This window comes from Humiphilus diazotrophicus, from assembly GCF_059726315.1.
In genome coordinates this window covers 3,928,665-3,944,244 of record NZ_AP040870.1, presented here as the reverse complement: position 1 = coordinate 3,944,244, position 15,580 = coordinate 3,928,665, and the positions used below count along the sequence as shown (strand labels likewise).

Sequence of the window (15,580 nt, the reverse complement as noted above, 5' to 3'; positions counted from 1 at the left end):
TGTGAAGTACACTCGGCGTGCACCTCGATTTCGAGCTTTAGCGTTAGACCTATGTATCTTGCGATGGGAGGGAAAAGGTACTTGCCCGACCATAGCGTTTGCCGTACCCACAGATTTAAATACCGGAGGTGTCACGTCGCCTGTTGCTTGGCACAGCATCCTCCGGTACGCCTCATACTTTATGGCCAAACACCGACTTCTCCCATCGGCGGCGTCTCCTTCCTGGATCTGCTAAGATCTCTCCAATTTTGCCTTCGAAGCTGGACTTGTACAGTTGAGCCAATTTGGATGAGCGAAGCCAGCATGAACACCATAGAGCAAGAAGCCGTTTTTCGGGTTACATACAATTCCAAAAGTACGCTACAAACGCTAGACTTAGATGTTGGACTGCCGGGATCTCGGTGTTCATGCCCGCAGCCCAAAACGGAATCTTCCTAGAAAGTTAGAATCATTTATGCAGCCAAAAGTCTTTACAATCGTTATCAATTGGAATGGGGACCGGGATACTATAATTTGTCTCGAGTCACTACTAAAACTTCAGTATGACAATTTTCACTTAGTTATTTCTGACAATGGCTCACGTACAGAGTCCCTTGAAGCTATAAGGAATTGGCTGAAAAAGAACGTTGACACTCAGATTAGTCGCGGTACCGGAATCGCCTCCTACGCTATTCTCGAGAACGGAAAAAATCTAGGTTTCACAGGTGCCAACACCGTAGGCATCCATTACGCACTTCAGCATGAGGCTGATTATGTCCTGTTTTTGAATAATGACACCATTATTACGCCGCATTTTCTGTCAGGGATGATTGAGGCGGGTGAAAGCTCCGTTGAAATTGGTATTGTCGGGTGCAAGATTTTCTTCGCAGAGCAGGAAGCTGATGGGAGACATAAGATTTGGTCTTTGGGCGGATATTCCTTCAAATGGGGGATGCCCATTAACATTGGCTGTGGACAATACGATAATCCTGAATGGAGAGGGTACCATACTCAACCGTTGATAAATGGTTGTTGCATGTTGATCAAGCGAGCTGTGATTGAATCTATCGGAGTACAGGATGACTTGCTTTTTTTTGGAATCGACGACGTGGAGTACTCCCATCGTGCGTCTTTACAGGGCTGGAAAAATATTGTTGCATACGACTCTGTGATCTATCACGCAGCTTCGCAATCTGTCGTCCCAAAATCTGGCCTACAAGGATATTACATCTTTCGTAATGCTCTCTTTTTCCGGGCTAGAGCTTTCTCATGGCATCAGAACATATCATTTCTTTTTATCTTGGTATTTAGATACATCTTGGGCGCATCTCTATACAGGTTCCTGAGGGGACGTGGAAAAGTTAACTGGGGAATCTACTATGCCGTCCTTGATTTCCTCAAACACAGGGGCGGAGAATGTTCCCATCAACGGCTCACCCTGCCGTTAGGCTAGCTCTTCTTCTATCTTCTCCCTAACTGCTCCAGGGCAACAAAGTGCTGTACTAAGAGGCGTAGATATGCAGCGATTGGAAAAATAATTGGATTTAGTCACCTCTTTAAGGACATACAGGTATCAAGAAGAATTTCTGTACTCTGGATCGGCGCGATGAGTAGTTTTTTCATATCGTTTTTAACAGCTCTCCTTATCTGCGGCTATGGATACTACAGATCGAGAACGAGAGATGGCAAAATTGTGATAAATCATGTTACAACGTTTTCTCTCGGGTTCATTCTGTATTGGGTATCCCCACTGCTTCTAGGATTCTTGTCTCAAGTATCAGAGGATGAGGCAGTTACAAGATGGTCCTTGATGCTGAATCAAATAAGCAATACTTCTACTCTTATTTATCAAATTTCAATTGTCATATTTTATCTATCGTTTATCGCGGGCGATCATGTTGCATTACGAGTGAGACTCGTCCCTCAGCGCTGGTTCATAGACAAATCGTCCAAAGTGCACAACCATCTTCTACGGTTCGAGTGGTATATATTTCTAGGACTTTTTGTATTTCTCGCCCTTAAATTGAAAGGGATGATTTTATCCAATTACTCAAATATTACGGATCAGGATTACCTTGCTAAAGGCACGTTGACAGCCATCTCTTTGATACTATTTGGCATTTCGTGGACCGCCCTGCTCCACAATAACAATTTTCGTTACATGAAGATATACTTTGTTTGTGCTACCATCTTACTTTTGATGGGCGAAAGATTGTATTTTGCAAGTAGCATTCTTTCAATTCTTATATATCAATTAGACAGAAATCCTCTTACAATACGGCGCGTAATTCTATTTGGGCTAGGCGTTGCAATACTCATGGGTGGAGCTGCTTCTTTGCGTCTTGGAGGCTCTTTCTCAGTCACTGCATCAGCACTCAACATTGCCCTAGAACCTGTCTTCACCTCTTTTTCTCTCGTATATTTTCTACAATCAGGCCATATAAATTGGATACAGATGCCTCTACCCCTCATACACGATATGCTAAATTTAATCCCTTCCGTCTTTATAGATAAAAGTCGATTTTTGATCAGCGATGACACAATATACAGCCCTCTCGGTGCGCTAAACTCATATGTATCATTTAGTATTAATTTTGGATTAATCGGGACAGCTGTTTTTTTGTTTATGTTTGGATATGTACTGCGCAGAATGCGCAAGAATACTGTGGCATATCCAATGATATCAGGTTTTCTCGCTTTCACCTTTTTTCGCGATCCATTTTCGGTGTCATTAGTTAAAAACATATTTGAGTTTTCTGTATTAATTCCACTGCTCATTAGTTTCTGCAATAATGCACTCACATGCGTAGTCAGATCTACTACTTCAGATATTCAATAACTCATGATCTCTCATCAATTAACATAGATACTTCTGACGACATCATCAACCTATTTATCCTAAGGTTGGGCCATGATCACGGATATCTTTTGTGCCTTTAGAGCATTTTGCCTGTCCTGAAAAGCCTGATATTCCTTGATATTCTTAGAATCTTTCCCCCAGTTCACTTAATCGCCAATAGCCCGGAAACACGGACACGATTTAGCTGCCGATCTTTGCGACTAGTATCCGAGAAGAGTCTCGCACATCGCTGGTTCCGACCGATTCTTTACACGAAAATTCTTGCAATAGATTTTAGTGATTGACCCATAATAGAACTATCTACTTATAAGGAAGGTATTTAGCTGCGCTGCTATAGATGATTCTCACCTATGAGCTTGCTCAAGAATGGTGAAGATCACGCAGTCTGGAGAAATTCTCGTCATGCATAAATTTTCCGCATGAACGCAACGTTGACATCTGTGTTTCTCATGATCAGCACAAGGAGAACAATTGATATGTGTACTGATTACTGTGGCTTTACTTCCCCATGGGCCAAATCTATGGGAACAACTCGCCCCAAAGATCCCTATGGTCTTTGTTCCTAATGCAGTCGCAACATGCATTGGACCAGCATCGTTCCCTAAAAAAATCTGGCAACGTGAAATTATAGCAGCCAATCCCTGAAGAGATGTCTTACCTATAGTATTGATGCATTTATCAGGTGCAGCTGCCTGCAGGACCTCTCCATAAGCAATATCTCCAGGTCCACCTACGAGGACAGGCGTAATTCTGTATTCAACTAGTGCGGAGACCACAGCTGCAAATTTCTGGATTCCCCATTGCTTTAAATCAGAGTGCCCAGAGGTAGGGCATATCGCGATGTAATGTTCTTTACTTAGCGGCAGAAGACTTTTGGCCCAAGTTAGTTCCTCATCGGCTATTTCTATGTGTGTAGCTGATTCGAAATGCGGGATGCCGATTGGCCTTAATAGTTGTAGTGCATATTCTACCTCATGACAAATTTGATCTGAGGGTACAGCTGTAGTTAAAAGCAGATCAAATGATCTATTTACATAAGACTTAAATCGATCAGACTTCTCGGTAAACGAGATTCGTTGCCTCGCTCCAGAGAAATAGGCCAGAAAGGTTGCATAAGTAAGATCGGAATCTCGTCTAGGAATAACGCAGAGATCAAACTCCTGATCCTTCAGGTACTTTCTGGCTAGCCTGTAATGTCTCCATGGAAGGATCCACCATCTCAGGACCTTGGCACATTGGAGGTTTGCTCCAAGGACCTTGCCCCCGCTCCAAGCCTGCAGCAAACCTGTTAGTTGCTGATTAACTACTAGAGTAATCTTTGCATCTGGCATCTCTATATTTAGTGCCCGAAGAAAGGGAGTGATCATTACCAAATCACCGAGTTCGTCTAGCTTGATGACGAGAATGTGCTTAAGCGGAAGTCTTTCTTCATGTACAGGTAAATGGAAAAACAATTTGAGCACAAGTACCTGTATTACTGAGAGTATTGAAATTAGATACAGAATTGCTGTTTGCAGCCTGGGAATTAATCTCCAAAGGAAATGTTTGATGTTTTTATGCAAGTAATGGGCGATACTCATCAAACTTTTCATAAAAGGATTTTGTAATCAATGTTTTAACTTATCTTGAGAATAGGTAAGATTTTGTTCAGTAGTGAAGAGCGATTTCAAGAACATATCCCACTGATCCATAACAACGGCTTTTGAAAAATGTTCTTCATATACTTTTTGGCAGTGCTGAAATAAGGCTTCCATCCTAGATCGATCTGAAGTAATGCTTTTTAACTCATTGATTACTTTAGACATGTTATCTAACGATAAGACCCATCCAACTTTATACTCTGCAATCCATTTTGCAATGGAAGATCTAGAGCTTCCACAGAACAGTACGGGCCTACCAGCAGCCAGAGCTCCAAAAAATTTTGAAGGGACAACAGCTCCAGTCCATTCTTCTCTAAGTGTAACGATATGAATATCCGCCGCAGCGAGGCGATCCAATAACTTATCAGCAGAGACAAATGGCGCAAAGTAAATATTTGAGTCGTCTAATGTTATTGCTTGCCTTAACTCATGCTCTCTATTTCCTCGCACGCTAAATGCCACCCGAATCCCATCTTTGCGCATCAGTCGCGCTAACATTAAGATTTCCTCGAAAGTATGCGCTCTTCCAAAGCTCCCTGAATACATCAAGGCTAGCTGTACATTGGCACCATAAACGGCTCGTCGCTCCTCAATACAGACAGGAACGGATCTTTTCGGCTCTTCAAGTGCCCACGGAACCAAAGTAGCAGTTTTGGCCTTAGCGTTATATTGGTTAATTCTATCTCGCATGCAGATACCTATATCCGCAATAAGATCACATGCAGCATATGATTTCTTTAAGATCGGCTTAAGTAGTCGCGCAATCAGACTATTGGACTGAATTGCCCCATCCGCTATTGCCGCTTCAGGATATAGATCAAAACACCAGTGAACAATCTTCGTCTTGGGATTTAAGAGTTTCCATGCTAGTGCTACGATGACACTTAAAATTGGGTCTGTTCCGACAATCAAGACGTCGGGTGGCGGCTTCAGAACAGACAGAAAACACCACCGGCTTATCATCCAGAGAGAATTCAAGATCCTCCCCGTTATAGATGACTGTTTGAAACGAGGACGCCAGATACGGCTTATCGTGACGCCCTTCCAGAGATCTATAGAAGAGTATCTGCGGGATTCATCCCTGCAACCCCGATTACACGGAAATGCGGTGACGTCCCAACCGCGCGCATTCAATTCCGAGCAGAGATCTCCGAAATGTACTGCACTGACGACATCATCGGGAGGAAGATAATGATAAAAGACAAAGACACTCGGCAACTGTGTTCCCTTTTCTAGGACTTGGTAGCCAGCTCACGTTTTTGAAGTACAACCTGACCTTCAATCCAGTGATATGTCTTTGCTAATCCCTCTTTTAATGCACGGGAGGGAGCCCAATTTAGCTTTTCAAGAATAAGACGATTATCAGAATTTCTCCCCCGAACACCGAGAGGACCAGGAATATGACGAATATTCAACTCTTTTCCCGCGATTTCCATGGCGAGATGGGCTAATCCGTTGATAGTAATCATTTCTTCAGAACCGATATTAACAGGTCCCGCAAAATCCGATTCCATTAGTCTTCTTACACCTTCTACGCATTCATCAATATACAGAAACGAGCGTGTCTGATTGCCGTCACCCCAAATCTCTATTTCGCCTCTATCCGATGCTTCAGCAACTTTGCGGCAAATTGCTGCCGGAGCCTTTTCTCTCCCTGCCTGCCATGTCCCTTCGGGGCCAAAAATATTGTGAAATCTGGCTATATGAACTTCCATTCCATAATTACGTGCATATGCGAGATAAAGTCTTTCACTAAAGAGTTTCTCCCAGCCGTATTCACTATCTGGAGCAGCAGGATACGCAGAATCTTCTGAACAAATTGGACTATCAGGGTCCATTTGGTTGCGCTCAGGATAAATACAGGCGGAGGAGGAATAGAAGATGCGCTTCACCCCTGCCATTCGGGCGGCTTCGGCAATATTCAAGTTAATAGTTGCGGAATTATGCATGACACACGCATCATGCTCGCCTGTGAAGATATACCCGGCTCCCCCCATGTCTGCTGCTAGCTGATAAATGTCATCGATTACCTCAACAGCCTTGGACGCAACGCGGGGGTCGCGCAGATCACCAATAGTGAATTCATCAGCTTGAGTTGATGCAAACTCCGGATACTTTAGGTCAACACCTCGCACCCAAAAGCCTTCTCTTTTAAGCCTCTTGACTAAATGACTACCAATAAATCCACCAGCTCCAGCTACTAATACGCGTTTCATGGAAATTCCTCCGCAGCTATAGTTGAGCAAATGCAATTACCCAGTCGATTACATTGCACAGTAATCAGGGGCTCTTCAGTGATCCCTTTCACGAATCCCCTGGATCTGACCTAATCATATTTTAACAAACGCTAAAGGGTACACGGCTCTTTTGTAAAGGCCAAAACCAATTTGGCATAGCAAGATATCTGTTAGCTTGCAACCGTTACCCTGTTTAGCTGATGGGCTGATCTCGAAAGGTCTCATGAATACCTTGCTCAAGCGATGTAAAGTCCTCTGTCCAGCCTGCAAATCGCAACGCACGAATATTCGCCTCTGTAAAATGCTGATATCGATTAACTAGATCGCCAGGAAAAGGTATATAGACTATTTGCCCCTTTCCATGTTCAGACATCAGAGCCTTCGCCACATCATTGAATGTTCGAGAGGCTCCTGTGCCGACATTGAAAACGCCTCGGGTGGATGGAGCACCCCTTAGCAACCCAGCGAAATGGAGATTAATCCGCGCGAGATCGCGTACAAAAATAAAATCACGACGTTGCTCCCCGTTTCCATAACCGCCGGAGCCCTCAAACATTTGGATCTTTCCGGTCTGCTTTAACTGATGTGAAAAGTGATGAATGACCGAAGCCATCCGCCCCTTATGCGTCTCAAAGGGACCATAAACATTGAAATATCGCAGTCCCACCACCGTGGTGTTAATGGACGGCAGCAACCGACGCACATAATTGTCAAAAACGAGCTTTGAGAAGCCGTAGATATTTAGGGGATGCTCATTCTCCGGTGATTCGCTGAAGCTCTGGCTGAGACCATACACAGCAGCCGTCGATGCATAGACAAAAGGAATTTGATGATCTAGCGCAAAATGCAGCAGTTCCTTGGAGTACGTAAAGTTATTATCCATCATGTACTCACCGTTATCTTCCATGGTATTGGAACAGGCGCCATTGTGAAGAATCGCACGAATTTTTATCCCTGAGAGCTTTTTAGTAGCTAGTGCTTCACGGAATTCTCGTTTGCCCATGTAGTCTGCAAACCGAGTACCTTCAAGGTTGAAAAATTTGGGCCTGCTGTTGTGAGGGCTAGACAGGAGATTGTCGACAACCAGAATTTCGGTTTCGCCAATTTGATTTAATTCTCTAACAATATTGCTCCCAATAAAACCCGCACCACCCGTTACTATAATCATCGACTTACTTTCCTTCTATCGCACCTATAACGAAATTAGACTGGCTGTTCCGAATATGATTGGGTTTTCAATTTTTGAACAATACCACTTGTGCTAAAGCCAGCAACCATCGGAATAATCTCAACTCGCCCCCCCCAACTCATCACATCCGCAGCTCCCACAACTGTGGCTTCAGTATAATCGCCACCTTTTACAAGAACATTTGGACGTAAAGCTTGTATGAGTTGGAGAGGGGTTTCTTGATCAAAAACAATAATTGCATCAGTTGCTGCAAGTGCTGACAAGATCCTTGCGCGTTCGTGCTCTCCAACAATCGGTCTTGTTGGCCCCTTTAAACATTTGACAGATGAGTCGCTATTAATCGCCACAATTAGCTTCGAACCAAATCTGCGACAATCCTCCAACAGCGTAATATGTCCGACATGAAGGATATCAAAACAACCATTGGTAAATACGACTGTTTCCCCCGATGCTCGCCATTCTTCTACTCTGCATTTTAAACGGGAGAGATTCAAGATCTTCTCTTCGACCTGGGTTGAAGAAGCTCCTTTCAATGCGGCAACGACCTCATATTTCGAGACCGGAACTGTGCCAACTTTTCCGACAACAATACCAGCAGCAATATTTGCTAGTTTGGCTGCCTCCTCTGCAGGTATGCCCGATGAAATCGCAAGTGCTAACGTGGCGATCACTGTATCTCCAGCACCAGAAACATCAAAAACTTGCTTTGCTACAGCGGTTGCATACGAACGTTTGTCATGAAAGAGCAGCGCAATTCCCTTTTCGCTGAGAGTAACGGTCAGGAATTCCAGCCCCAACTGAGACACTAATCTTTGCCCTTGCTGTAGGAGCGCTTCGGTATCGGATGGATTAGCACCTGTAGCAAGAACAAGTTCTTTTAGGTTGGGGCAAATCGTCGTTGCATTTTTATATCGACTAAAATCGCGACTTTTGGGGTCCACTAGTACCGGTATGTCTAATGCACAAGCATTGGCAATAACATATTGACAAATATTCTCAGTCAATACCCCTTTAGCATAGTCCGATAAGATAACTGCATCTGTTTGCGGTAGTAGCGATACTATTTGCTCCACTAGAGAATCATAGTCCTGCCGTGGACGGGGCGCAGTATCTTCAGTATCAAGCCTAATTAATTGCTGGCTTCCGCTGAGGATACGCAACTTTGAAGTAGTTGGACCATCCGGGGTTCGTACTAAGCAATTGCCGATACCGACTTTTTCAATGCTCCTCGCCAAACTCTGAGCATCTGGATCTTCTCCCACAAAACCTACCAATGTTGCCCTAGCACCCAGGCCAGCGATATTCATCGCAACATTGGCAGCACCACCAGGTTGCTCACTGTGGTGTAAGGCATGAACGACAGGCACCGGAGCTTCCGGAGATATACGATCTACATTTCCCCGGATGTACTTGTCGAGCATGACATCGCCAACGACGAGAATATGTTTGTCTTTCCATCCCGTTTCGATCAGCGTAACAAGCTCATGAATATCGGATGTCATGCAGATACCCCTTCGCCAACATTAGAGAATGCCAGCTCTATACAATCACAAAGCATATGTCCGGCTAAGATATGGCCCTCCTGAATTCTTGCGGTTTCATGCGAAGGAACCTTTAGGCAAGCATCAACTAATGAAGCCATTTTGCCCCCCCCTTCACCAGTCATAGCAAAGGTATATGCCCCGAGTTCACGCGCTTTTTTTAGTGCAAGGCAAACATTGGTACTGTTACCAGAAGTCGATATTCCAACCACGATATCTCCCTTATGGCAAAGAGCTTCCACCTGCCTAGAGAATACGTGATCATATCCATAATCATTCCCGATTGATGTAAGAACCGAGGTGTCAGTTGTTAAAGCTAACGATGACAACCCGATCCTCTCTCTCTTAAAGCGCCCCACCAGTTCAGCCGCCAAGTGTTGAGAATCCGCTGCACTGCCGCCATTACCGCACCAAAAGATTGTCCTATTCTTTCGAAGTGCCATGTACATATTAGCGGCAACTTCATTTAGAAGTTCCAGACTAGGCCTCATGCTCTCGATAACATGTAAATGTTCTTCAAGTGCCAGACAGAGGATCTTTGAATAACCTATAAGAGTCGAATTTGTCACTGCTTTATTCTCAAACATTCTGTCACCGCCCTTTAGGTGTGGCGTACATTCTGATCAACCATCGCGATTTCGATATCTTGGAGTGGTTAAATCAGCTCAGGAAAAATCCGGAACCTATCCTCTGGTGCCTTCGATTATCTTGATCTGGTTACGCAACCCATTAGTCCACTCACTTCAAGCTGTACGCCTACTTCGCAGTAGATCTATTAGGACCTTTAATCTTTCGCGATCCTCGGGCTTTGCGTTCCGCAATCCTTCTAGGACAAGGGATAAGACGACTCCAAAGAATGACCCAGCAGCTGTAGCAATAATGACAATTACTGCTCGCTTAGGTGATGACCTTCTATCTGGGAGGACTGCTCGATCAACTACCTGGATGAGAGCTCCCTGTTTAGCTTCGTCCAGTTTTGCCATTTCGAACTGTCGGGCAAGGATCTCAAAAATTGTTTCGGAGTACTTCACTTCTCGATACTTACGGACATAGGCAAGCCCGGCCTCTGTAACCTGCCTCTTAGGAACCACAATTTCCTGTACACTCGGATTCTCCGCCCCGCTAAGCCTCGCCAGCTGTGTTTTCAACCCTGCTAGTTCTTGTTCTGCTACTCGCAGTTCTGAATTCTGATCAGTCGCAAAAGAACGCATAGCCTGAATTTGCACTTCTTTGGCCGCAACCTGCGCTCGTAGAGAAGCCGCTGATTCGATTAGCGCCCGAGCTTGGCTATCAAGCTGAATAACACCCGTTTTTTGTTCTGTACTCTTAAGGGCCTCTTCTGCGTTGGCCAGATTATCTTTGGCTTGCTCCAACTGTTGCTGAAAGAACAGTCGCCGCTGTGAAGCCTCGGTTATCGCCATCGTCGAAGAGAACTTCTGAAATTCCTCGACATAGGCGTTAGCCATCTCTGCTGCGAACTTTGGGTCCTTCTCTTCAATTGAGATCTGGATCAAGCCATCTTTTGCATTCGCCTTAACATCCCGATGACCTTCAAATGCTTTTCGCGCATCACTCGGATATTTAGCCTTATATCTGACCGCTAGATTGAAGCGTTTGATCATTGCATCTTCCACGGTTCGGCTCTGAATCATGGAAACATACATATCATTAGGGTTTTTAAGGCCAAGCCCACCACCCGCCATGGAAGCAAGAGATCCAAGATTTCCCATCTGGGAGAGGAGGGCACCACTCAAGGAACCACTTTGCTGGGGCGGCAGAATGGTCGTGGTTGCGGTGTACTTTTTGGGAAGGAGAAAAGAGATGATGATCGCCAAGACGGCGAACGAAATAGCCGTTTTTATTATCAGGCCTTTTCTCTTGGCCAAAGCAATCAGAAGATCCAAGAGTGAAATTTCGTCTTCTTGCTGCTGCTGCACGGTATCCGAAGCACTGCTTGCAGGTGCCACGCCTGCCAAAGTGCGGTTTTCTACATCCGCTGTTTGCATTCCGATTGCCTGACTCCTACAACTATTATCCAGTTTGCTTCTGGTAGATCGCCGAAGGTACTGACCCAAGTCAAAACCTAGCTGGATTAAATAGCTTCCAAACCTTCAGCTATAACACTCCTGATTGTACAGGCACACGAAAAGCGTCGTCCCAGGAGAAGCAAAACATGAAACTCAGTTTTGTTAGCTCTTCAGACGACGCGAGATCCATTCCAGATGATCGAAGGTTCAACCCAGTCTTAGTGGTGTACACCTTCGCGAGTGAGGACCTTAAAGAAGGTTTCTCCAATAATCCGAAGATCCATCGACACGGAGCGATTTTCGAGGTAGTGCCGATCTAGCTCAACTTTTTGAGCAACATCTACATGATCGCGACCGTGGATCTGAGCCCAGCCGGTAAGACCCGGAACTAAGCGATGTACCTGATTTTGAGTGCGCAAGGTAATCAAGTCTGTCTCGCTCCGAATCACCGGACGAGGGCCAACTACACTCATATCGCCAAGCAATATGCTCCAGATCTGAGGCAACTCATCCATACTGGTCTGACGCAGGAAGCTACCAACCCTGGTCACATACTGTTGAGGATCGCAGAGATCGCAAGTCGCAGTCTCCGGCGTGTCGATCCGCATAGTACGGAATTTGGGCATACGGAAGAGACGATTGCCACGCCCTACCCGATAGGACCAATACAAAGCAGGGCCTGGAGAGCCCAACTTCACCAACAACGCAATCACTAGCATTGGTATGCCAAAGATAGCTAAAGCGGTCAGGGCCAAAAGCAGGTCGACGGAGCGCTTCATCAACTGATAAGCGGGCCGTTCCCGGTAGCGGAGGTAGGCATAGATCGGAATTGGGCCCTTGCGTGGTAAGGGGGCGTCCCATTCTATGGCCACACACCGTACGGAAATATCGTCGTCTTTGGGTTGCGTCGCTAGGTTGTCCAATGCTCTCTCGTTCATAGCCTCATTACTTGTGATAATTCAGCTCGCAGTACAGAGACCCACTCAAGATCGGGTCTTCTGAAGAAATATTTTTATCTTTATGCGCTGTGACCTTGTCCAACGCTTGTACTGCAACCGCACGCTATCCCAGGGAAATCCGCAACGCTTCACTCGCGCCACACTCCATGACGAAGGTGAACCTAGCGGTAAATTAATCGCCCTTAATAAATACGCTGTAAAGGACTTTCGAGATTTTTATTTTACACTTCTCGCGGTTTTTGTTCCCGGAAAAGCGCCATCTGGATCCATCTCGCCGGTCTTAACTGTTTTCGTTAACACTATACGCGGCGGAGAGTTGTCTTTCGGAAGATGTTTGAATCCTCTGTTCTCCCCAATAAGGAGCATAAATTCGGCAGATTGCACTAATCTTGGTGCGGCTCAAGTGATTTTTTACGGATTAGCGAAAGGCAAATTTCTTAACTTCCGGAGAATTTGGCCGCCCGAAGCTGTTCACATCGCTGCAGAAGAAGCGGTGTAACCTAAACAGAATGAGCGCATACAAAACTGCTTCCCTATGGATGTGTCTGGTGCTAGCCGTACCAGCTGTAGCGGCAAGAAAGCCACACAATGTAGTTTTGGGGCTCTCCAGAACTGTTCCATATTATTTCTCAGTTACAAATTCAGCTGAAGTTCCTATTCAGAAAACCGTAATAAGGGTCCGGCCTCTCTTGGTTGATGGACAAATCAAGGAATGGACCAGCGAGTCACATCACAATGTGACAGACCGAAGCTTTGTTGTTCGGCGCGCCATGCGGATAAATGACGCATTGCCGACCGAGAAAGCTGATCGCTGGATCTGGCAACTCGGGCCCTGGCTTCTCGTTGATCGAATCAGCGGACATATCTCTGTTCTCCACCTGCCTAGCTATGATCTTGCTATCAGCGAGGTTGTCTGGTTTAGAGACTATGGAGCTTATTGTGGTCTTGCTGCGAATGGGAAGAAGCTTGAAGCGGTTGTAAGCCAAATAGGTGGGCGCAGACCCATTCTGTCAAAGGAACTTAAACCCTGGACACCTGAGACAGCTACTCAGCAGGTATGCGGAAAAACTAACTGGCAGAAGAACCCGCTTCGCGTGACCTTTCATCCGACGGGAACGGAACCGGTCAGCTTTAATCTATTGGGCAATACGGCGGTATTACTCGAAGAGGAAGATCAGGAATCTTCAAAATAAGCGGGATTTCGGAAATCCATACTTGAGGGATCTCCCCTGGAGATCTCTCAAGTATCAGCGGCCTACTATTGCTGAGCTTCTTCTACAGCTCGAGCGACGCGAAACATGGTAGCTTCGTTGAAATGCTTTGACAGAATCTGCATGCCAATTGGCAGTCCTTCGTGGGACTTACCGCAGGGTACGCTGATTCCGCAAATACCAGCCAAGCTGGCTGTCACGGTGTAGATATCCGCCAGGTACATAGCCAGGGGATCGTCCGTCTTTTCCCCCAACTTGAAGGCTGGAGTCGGTGCCGTCGGAGTCACAATCGCATCTACCTCGGCAAATGCTTCAAGATAATCTTGAGCTAGAAGACGCCGTACCTTTTGAGCCTTCAGGTAATAGGCGTCGTAATACCCAGCCGATAAAGCGTAGGTCCCAAGGAGGATACGCCGTTTTACCTCAGCTCCGAACCCCTCATCTCGTGAACAACGATACATGGACGATAGGTTGTCTGTATTGGGAGAGCGATATCCATAGCGCACGCCGTCAAATCTTGCCAAATTCGAGCTGGCCTCGGCTGTCGCTAATACGTAATAGGTCGGAATAGCGTACCGAGTGTGTTTAAGAGAAATGGGCTTGATGGTACATCCTGCAGCCTTGAGCTGTTCGATCCCTGTTTCAATCGCAGCTCGGACTTCCTGATCCAGTCCCTCGGCAAAATACTCGCTGGGAACACCAATACGTAGTCCCTTGACCGGTTGCTGAAGAGCCGTCGTGTAGTCGGGAACAGGCTCGGCGGACGAAGTCGCGTCTTTGGGGTCATGCCCAGCAATCACGCCCAGAAAAGCAGCTGCGTCTTCAACAGAGGCTGCAAATGGTCCAATTCGATCCAAAGACGAGGCGAATGCGATTAGCCCATAGCGGGAGACTCTACCGTAGGTCGGTAACACCCCGACAACACCACAAAAGGAAGCTGGTTGACGAATCGAACCTCCGGTGTCCGTTCCAAGAGTTGCTACTGCTAGATTTGCAGCAACAGCTGCGGCCGAACCGCCGCTGGAACCTCCCGGGACTCGATCCAGGGCTGCCGGGTTCTTTACAGGACCATATGCGGAATTCTCATTGGAAGATCCCATGGCAAACTCATCGCAATTGAGCTTTCCCAGAAATACCGCCCCTGCAGCTTCCAAGCGATTGACCGCAGTACAGTCATAAGGGGGCCTGTAATCTTTCAGGATCTTGGAGCCAGCCGTAGCCGGAGCTCCCTCCATCACCAGTGCATCTTTTATTCCGGTAGGAACCCCAGCAAGAGGAGGCAATGGTTTCCCAGCCGCGGCCATCGCGTCGATCTTATCTGCTTGCAATAATGCGCGATCACGCGTCAGGGACAGATACGCATTCAGTGTAGGGTTCAATTCCGCAATTCGTGAAAAATAGCTCTCAGCCAAATCAGTAGCTTTTAGCTTGCCGGAAACTATGTCTTCGCGAATTTTCTTTATGGAAGGCGGCTTTGCAATTGCGGTACTTTCTGTCATGCTCCTGTATCCAAAAAAGAAACTGTTAGGGTGAGGACGAGGCCGTTAGCGCTCGATCACCTTTGGAACCTTGAAGAACGCTTTATCACTTTCCGGTGCCACGGCCAGAACGCGGGAGCGATCGAGAGATGGCAAGGAGGCATCGTCGCGCAAAGAAGAGTTCTCTTTTACGTTAGCCAGAATCTCCGTGACCTGAGCCATGGCAGGAACAGCTGACGTATCCAATTCATTCAACTGTGCCACATATTCGAGCACGGCATTCAAATCACGTTGCATGCGCGTTTCTTCATCCGAGGTAAGTTCCAGATTTGCCAACTCGGCCACCCGGCGAACCTCATCTAAACTCACTTTTGCTGTCATGCTGCCTTCCACAATTGTGCTGGGATACCGAAACTTGAGTATAGCCCTTACCAACTGGTCCAATCACCTGCGGTATGA

At 46.2% G+C, this 15,580-nt stretch carries 13 protein-coding genes; 2 read left to right on the top strand and 11 right to left on the bottom strand.

Annotation, left to right across the window (positions count from 1 at the left end; all coding sequences use genetic code 11):
- The first annotated feature begins 454 nt into the window (after positions 1 to 454).
- On the top strand, positions 455 to 1,432 hold the full coding sequence (locus AC6I7T_RS16845) for a glycosyltransferase family 2 protein (RefSeq protein WP_497788502.1): 978 nt from the start codon (positions 455 to 457) through the stop codon (positions 1,430 to 1,432).
- Positions 1,433 to 2,229: 797 nt separating this feature from the next.
- Here the strand turns inward: AC6I7T_RS16845 and AC6I7T_RS16840 are convergent.
- The 9 genes from AC6I7T_RS16840 to AC6I7T_RS16800 form a co-directional block, all read right to left on the bottom strand.
- Complete coding sequence (locus AC6I7T_RS16840) at positions 2,230 to 2,757, bottom strand: hypothetical protein (protein ID WP_497788500.1); 528 nt, start codon at positions 2,755 to 2,757, stop codon at positions 2,230 to 2,232.
- Positions 2,758 to 3,183: 426 nt separating this feature from the next.
- Positions 3,184 to 4,419, bottom strand: a complete 1,236-nt coding sequence (locus AC6I7T_RS16835; RefSeq protein WP_497788499.1) for a glycosyltransferase family 9 protein — start codon at positions 4,417 to 4,419, stop codon at positions 3,184 to 3,186.
- A gap of 27 nt (positions 4,420 to 4,446) precedes the next feature.
- Complete coding sequence (locus tag AC6I7T_RS16830) at positions 4,447 to 5,457, bottom strand: glycosyltransferase family 4 protein (RefSeq protein ID WP_497788498.1); 1,011 nt, start codon at positions 5,455 to 5,457, stop codon at positions 4,447 to 4,449.
- A 254-nt stretch (positions 5,458 to 5,711) separates the two neighbouring features.
- Positions 5,712 to 6,695, bottom strand: a complete 984-nt coding sequence (locus AC6I7T_RS16825) for an NAD-dependent epimerase/dehydratase family protein (protein ID WP_497788496.1) — start codon at positions 6,693 to 6,695, stop codon at positions 5,712 to 5,714.
- Positions 6,696 to 6,909: 214 nt separating this feature from the next.
- Entirely contained in the window at positions 6,910 to 7,884 is a 975-nt protein-coding gene (gene rfaD / locus AC6I7T_RS16820; RefSeq protein WP_497788495.1) for an ADP-glyceromanno-heptose 6-epimerase, read from the bottom strand.
- A 35-nt stretch (positions 7,885 to 7,919) separates the two neighbouring features.
- A complete protein-coding gene (hldE, locus tag AC6I7T_RS16815) occupies positions 7,920 to 9,407 on the bottom strand; it encodes a bifunctional D-glycero-beta-D-manno-heptose-7-phosphate kinase/D-glycero-beta-D-manno-heptose 1-phosphate adenylyltransferase HldE (RefSeq protein WP_497788493.1) in 1,488 nt (495 codons plus the stop codon).
- Entirely contained in the window at positions 9,404 to 10,033 is a 630-nt protein-coding gene (locus AC6I7T_RS16810) for a D-sedoheptulose 7-phosphate isomerase (RefSeq protein ID WP_497788492.1), read from the bottom strand. Before AC6I7T_RS16810 ends, hldE begins: the two co-directional genes overlap by 4 nt.
- A 156-nt stretch (positions 10,034 to 10,189) precedes the next feature.
- Entirely contained in the window at positions 10,190 to 11,452 is a 1,263-nt protein-coding gene (locus AC6I7T_RS16805) for a GumC family protein (protein WP_497788491.1), read from the bottom strand.
- Between the two features lie 239 nt (positions 11,453 to 11,691).
- On the bottom strand, positions 11,692 to 12,411 hold the full coding sequence (locus AC6I7T_RS16800) for a sugar transferase (RefSeq protein WP_497788490.1): 720 nt from the start codon (positions 12,409 to 12,411) through the stop codon (positions 11,692 to 11,694).
- Between the two features lie 530 nt (positions 12,412 to 12,941).
- Between AC6I7T_RS16800 and AC6I7T_RS16795 the strand changes: the two genes are divergently transcribed.
- Complete coding sequence (locus AC6I7T_RS16795) at positions 12,942 to 13,625, top strand: hypothetical protein (RefSeq protein ID WP_497788488.1); 684 nt, start codon at positions 12,942 to 12,944, stop codon at positions 13,623 to 13,625.
- Positions 13,626 to 13,690: 65 nt separating this feature from the next.
- Here the strand turns inward: AC6I7T_RS16795 and gatA are convergent, their stop codons facing one another.
- Positions 13,691 to 15,142, bottom strand: coding sequence for an Asp-tRNA(Asn)/Glu-tRNA(Gln) amidotransferase subunit GatA (gene gatA / locus AC6I7T_RS16790; protein WP_497788486.1), 1,452 nt, complete (start codon positions 15,140 to 15,142; stop codon positions 13,691 to 13,693).
- A 45-nt stretch (positions 15,143 to 15,187) separates the two neighbouring features.
- Positions 15,188 to 15,502, bottom strand: coding sequence for an Asp-tRNA(Asn)/Glu-tRNA(Gln) amidotransferase subunit GatC (gene gatC / locus AC6I7T_RS16785; protein WP_497788484.1), 315 nt, complete (start codon positions 15,500 to 15,502; stop codon positions 15,188 to 15,190).
- Positions 15,503 to 15,580 lie beyond the last annotated feature (78 nt).

Excerpts from the sequence above, each read along its gene's own strand:
- AC6I7T_RS16845 (WP_497788502.1), top strand. The coding sequence starts at position 455 with ATGCAGCCAAAAGTCTTTACAATCGTTATCAATTGGAATGGGGACCGG.
- AC6I7T_RS16840 (WP_497788500.1), bottom strand. The coding sequence starts at position 2,757 with ATGAGCAGTGGAATTAATACAGAAAACTCAAATATGTTTTTAACTAAT.
- AC6I7T_RS16835 (WP_497788499.1), bottom strand. The coding sequence starts at position 4,419 with ATGAGTATCGCCCATTACTTGCATAAAAACATCAAACATTTCCTTTGG.
- AC6I7T_RS16825 (WP_497788496.1), bottom strand. The coding sequence starts at position 6,695 with ATGAAACGCGTATTAGTAGCTGGAGCTGGTGGATTTATTGGTAGTCAT.
- rfaD (WP_497788495.1), bottom strand. The coding sequence starts at position 7,884 with ATGATTATAGTAACGGGTGGTGCGGGTTTTATTGGGAGCAATATTGTT.
- hldE (WP_497788493.1), bottom strand. The coding sequence starts at position 9,407 with ATGACATCCGATATTCATGAGCTTGTTACGCTGATCGAAACGGGATGG.
- AC6I7T_RS16810 (WP_497788492.1), bottom strand. The coding sequence starts at position 10,033 with ATGTTTGAGAATAAAGCAGTGACAAATTCGACTCTTATAGGTTATTCA.
- AC6I7T_RS16805 (WP_497788491.1), bottom strand. The coding sequence starts at position 11,452 with ATGCAAACAGCGGATGTAGAAAACCGCACTTTGGCAGGCGTGGCACCT.
- AC6I7T_RS16800 (WP_497788490.1), bottom strand. The coding sequence starts at position 12,411 with ATGAACGAGAGAGCATTGGACAACCTAGCGACGCAACCCAAAGACGAC.
- AC6I7T_RS16795 (WP_497788488.1), top strand. The coding sequence starts at position 12,942 with ATGAGCGCATACAAAACTGCTTCCCTATGGATGTGTCTGGTGCTAGCC.
- gatA (WP_497788486.1), bottom strand. The coding sequence starts at position 15,142 with ATGACAGAAAGTACCGCAATTGCAAAGCCGCCTTCCATAAAGAAAATT.
- gatC (WP_497788484.1), bottom strand. The coding sequence starts at position 15,502 with ATGACAGCAAAAGTGAGTTTAGATGAGGTTCGCCGGGTGGCCGAGTTG.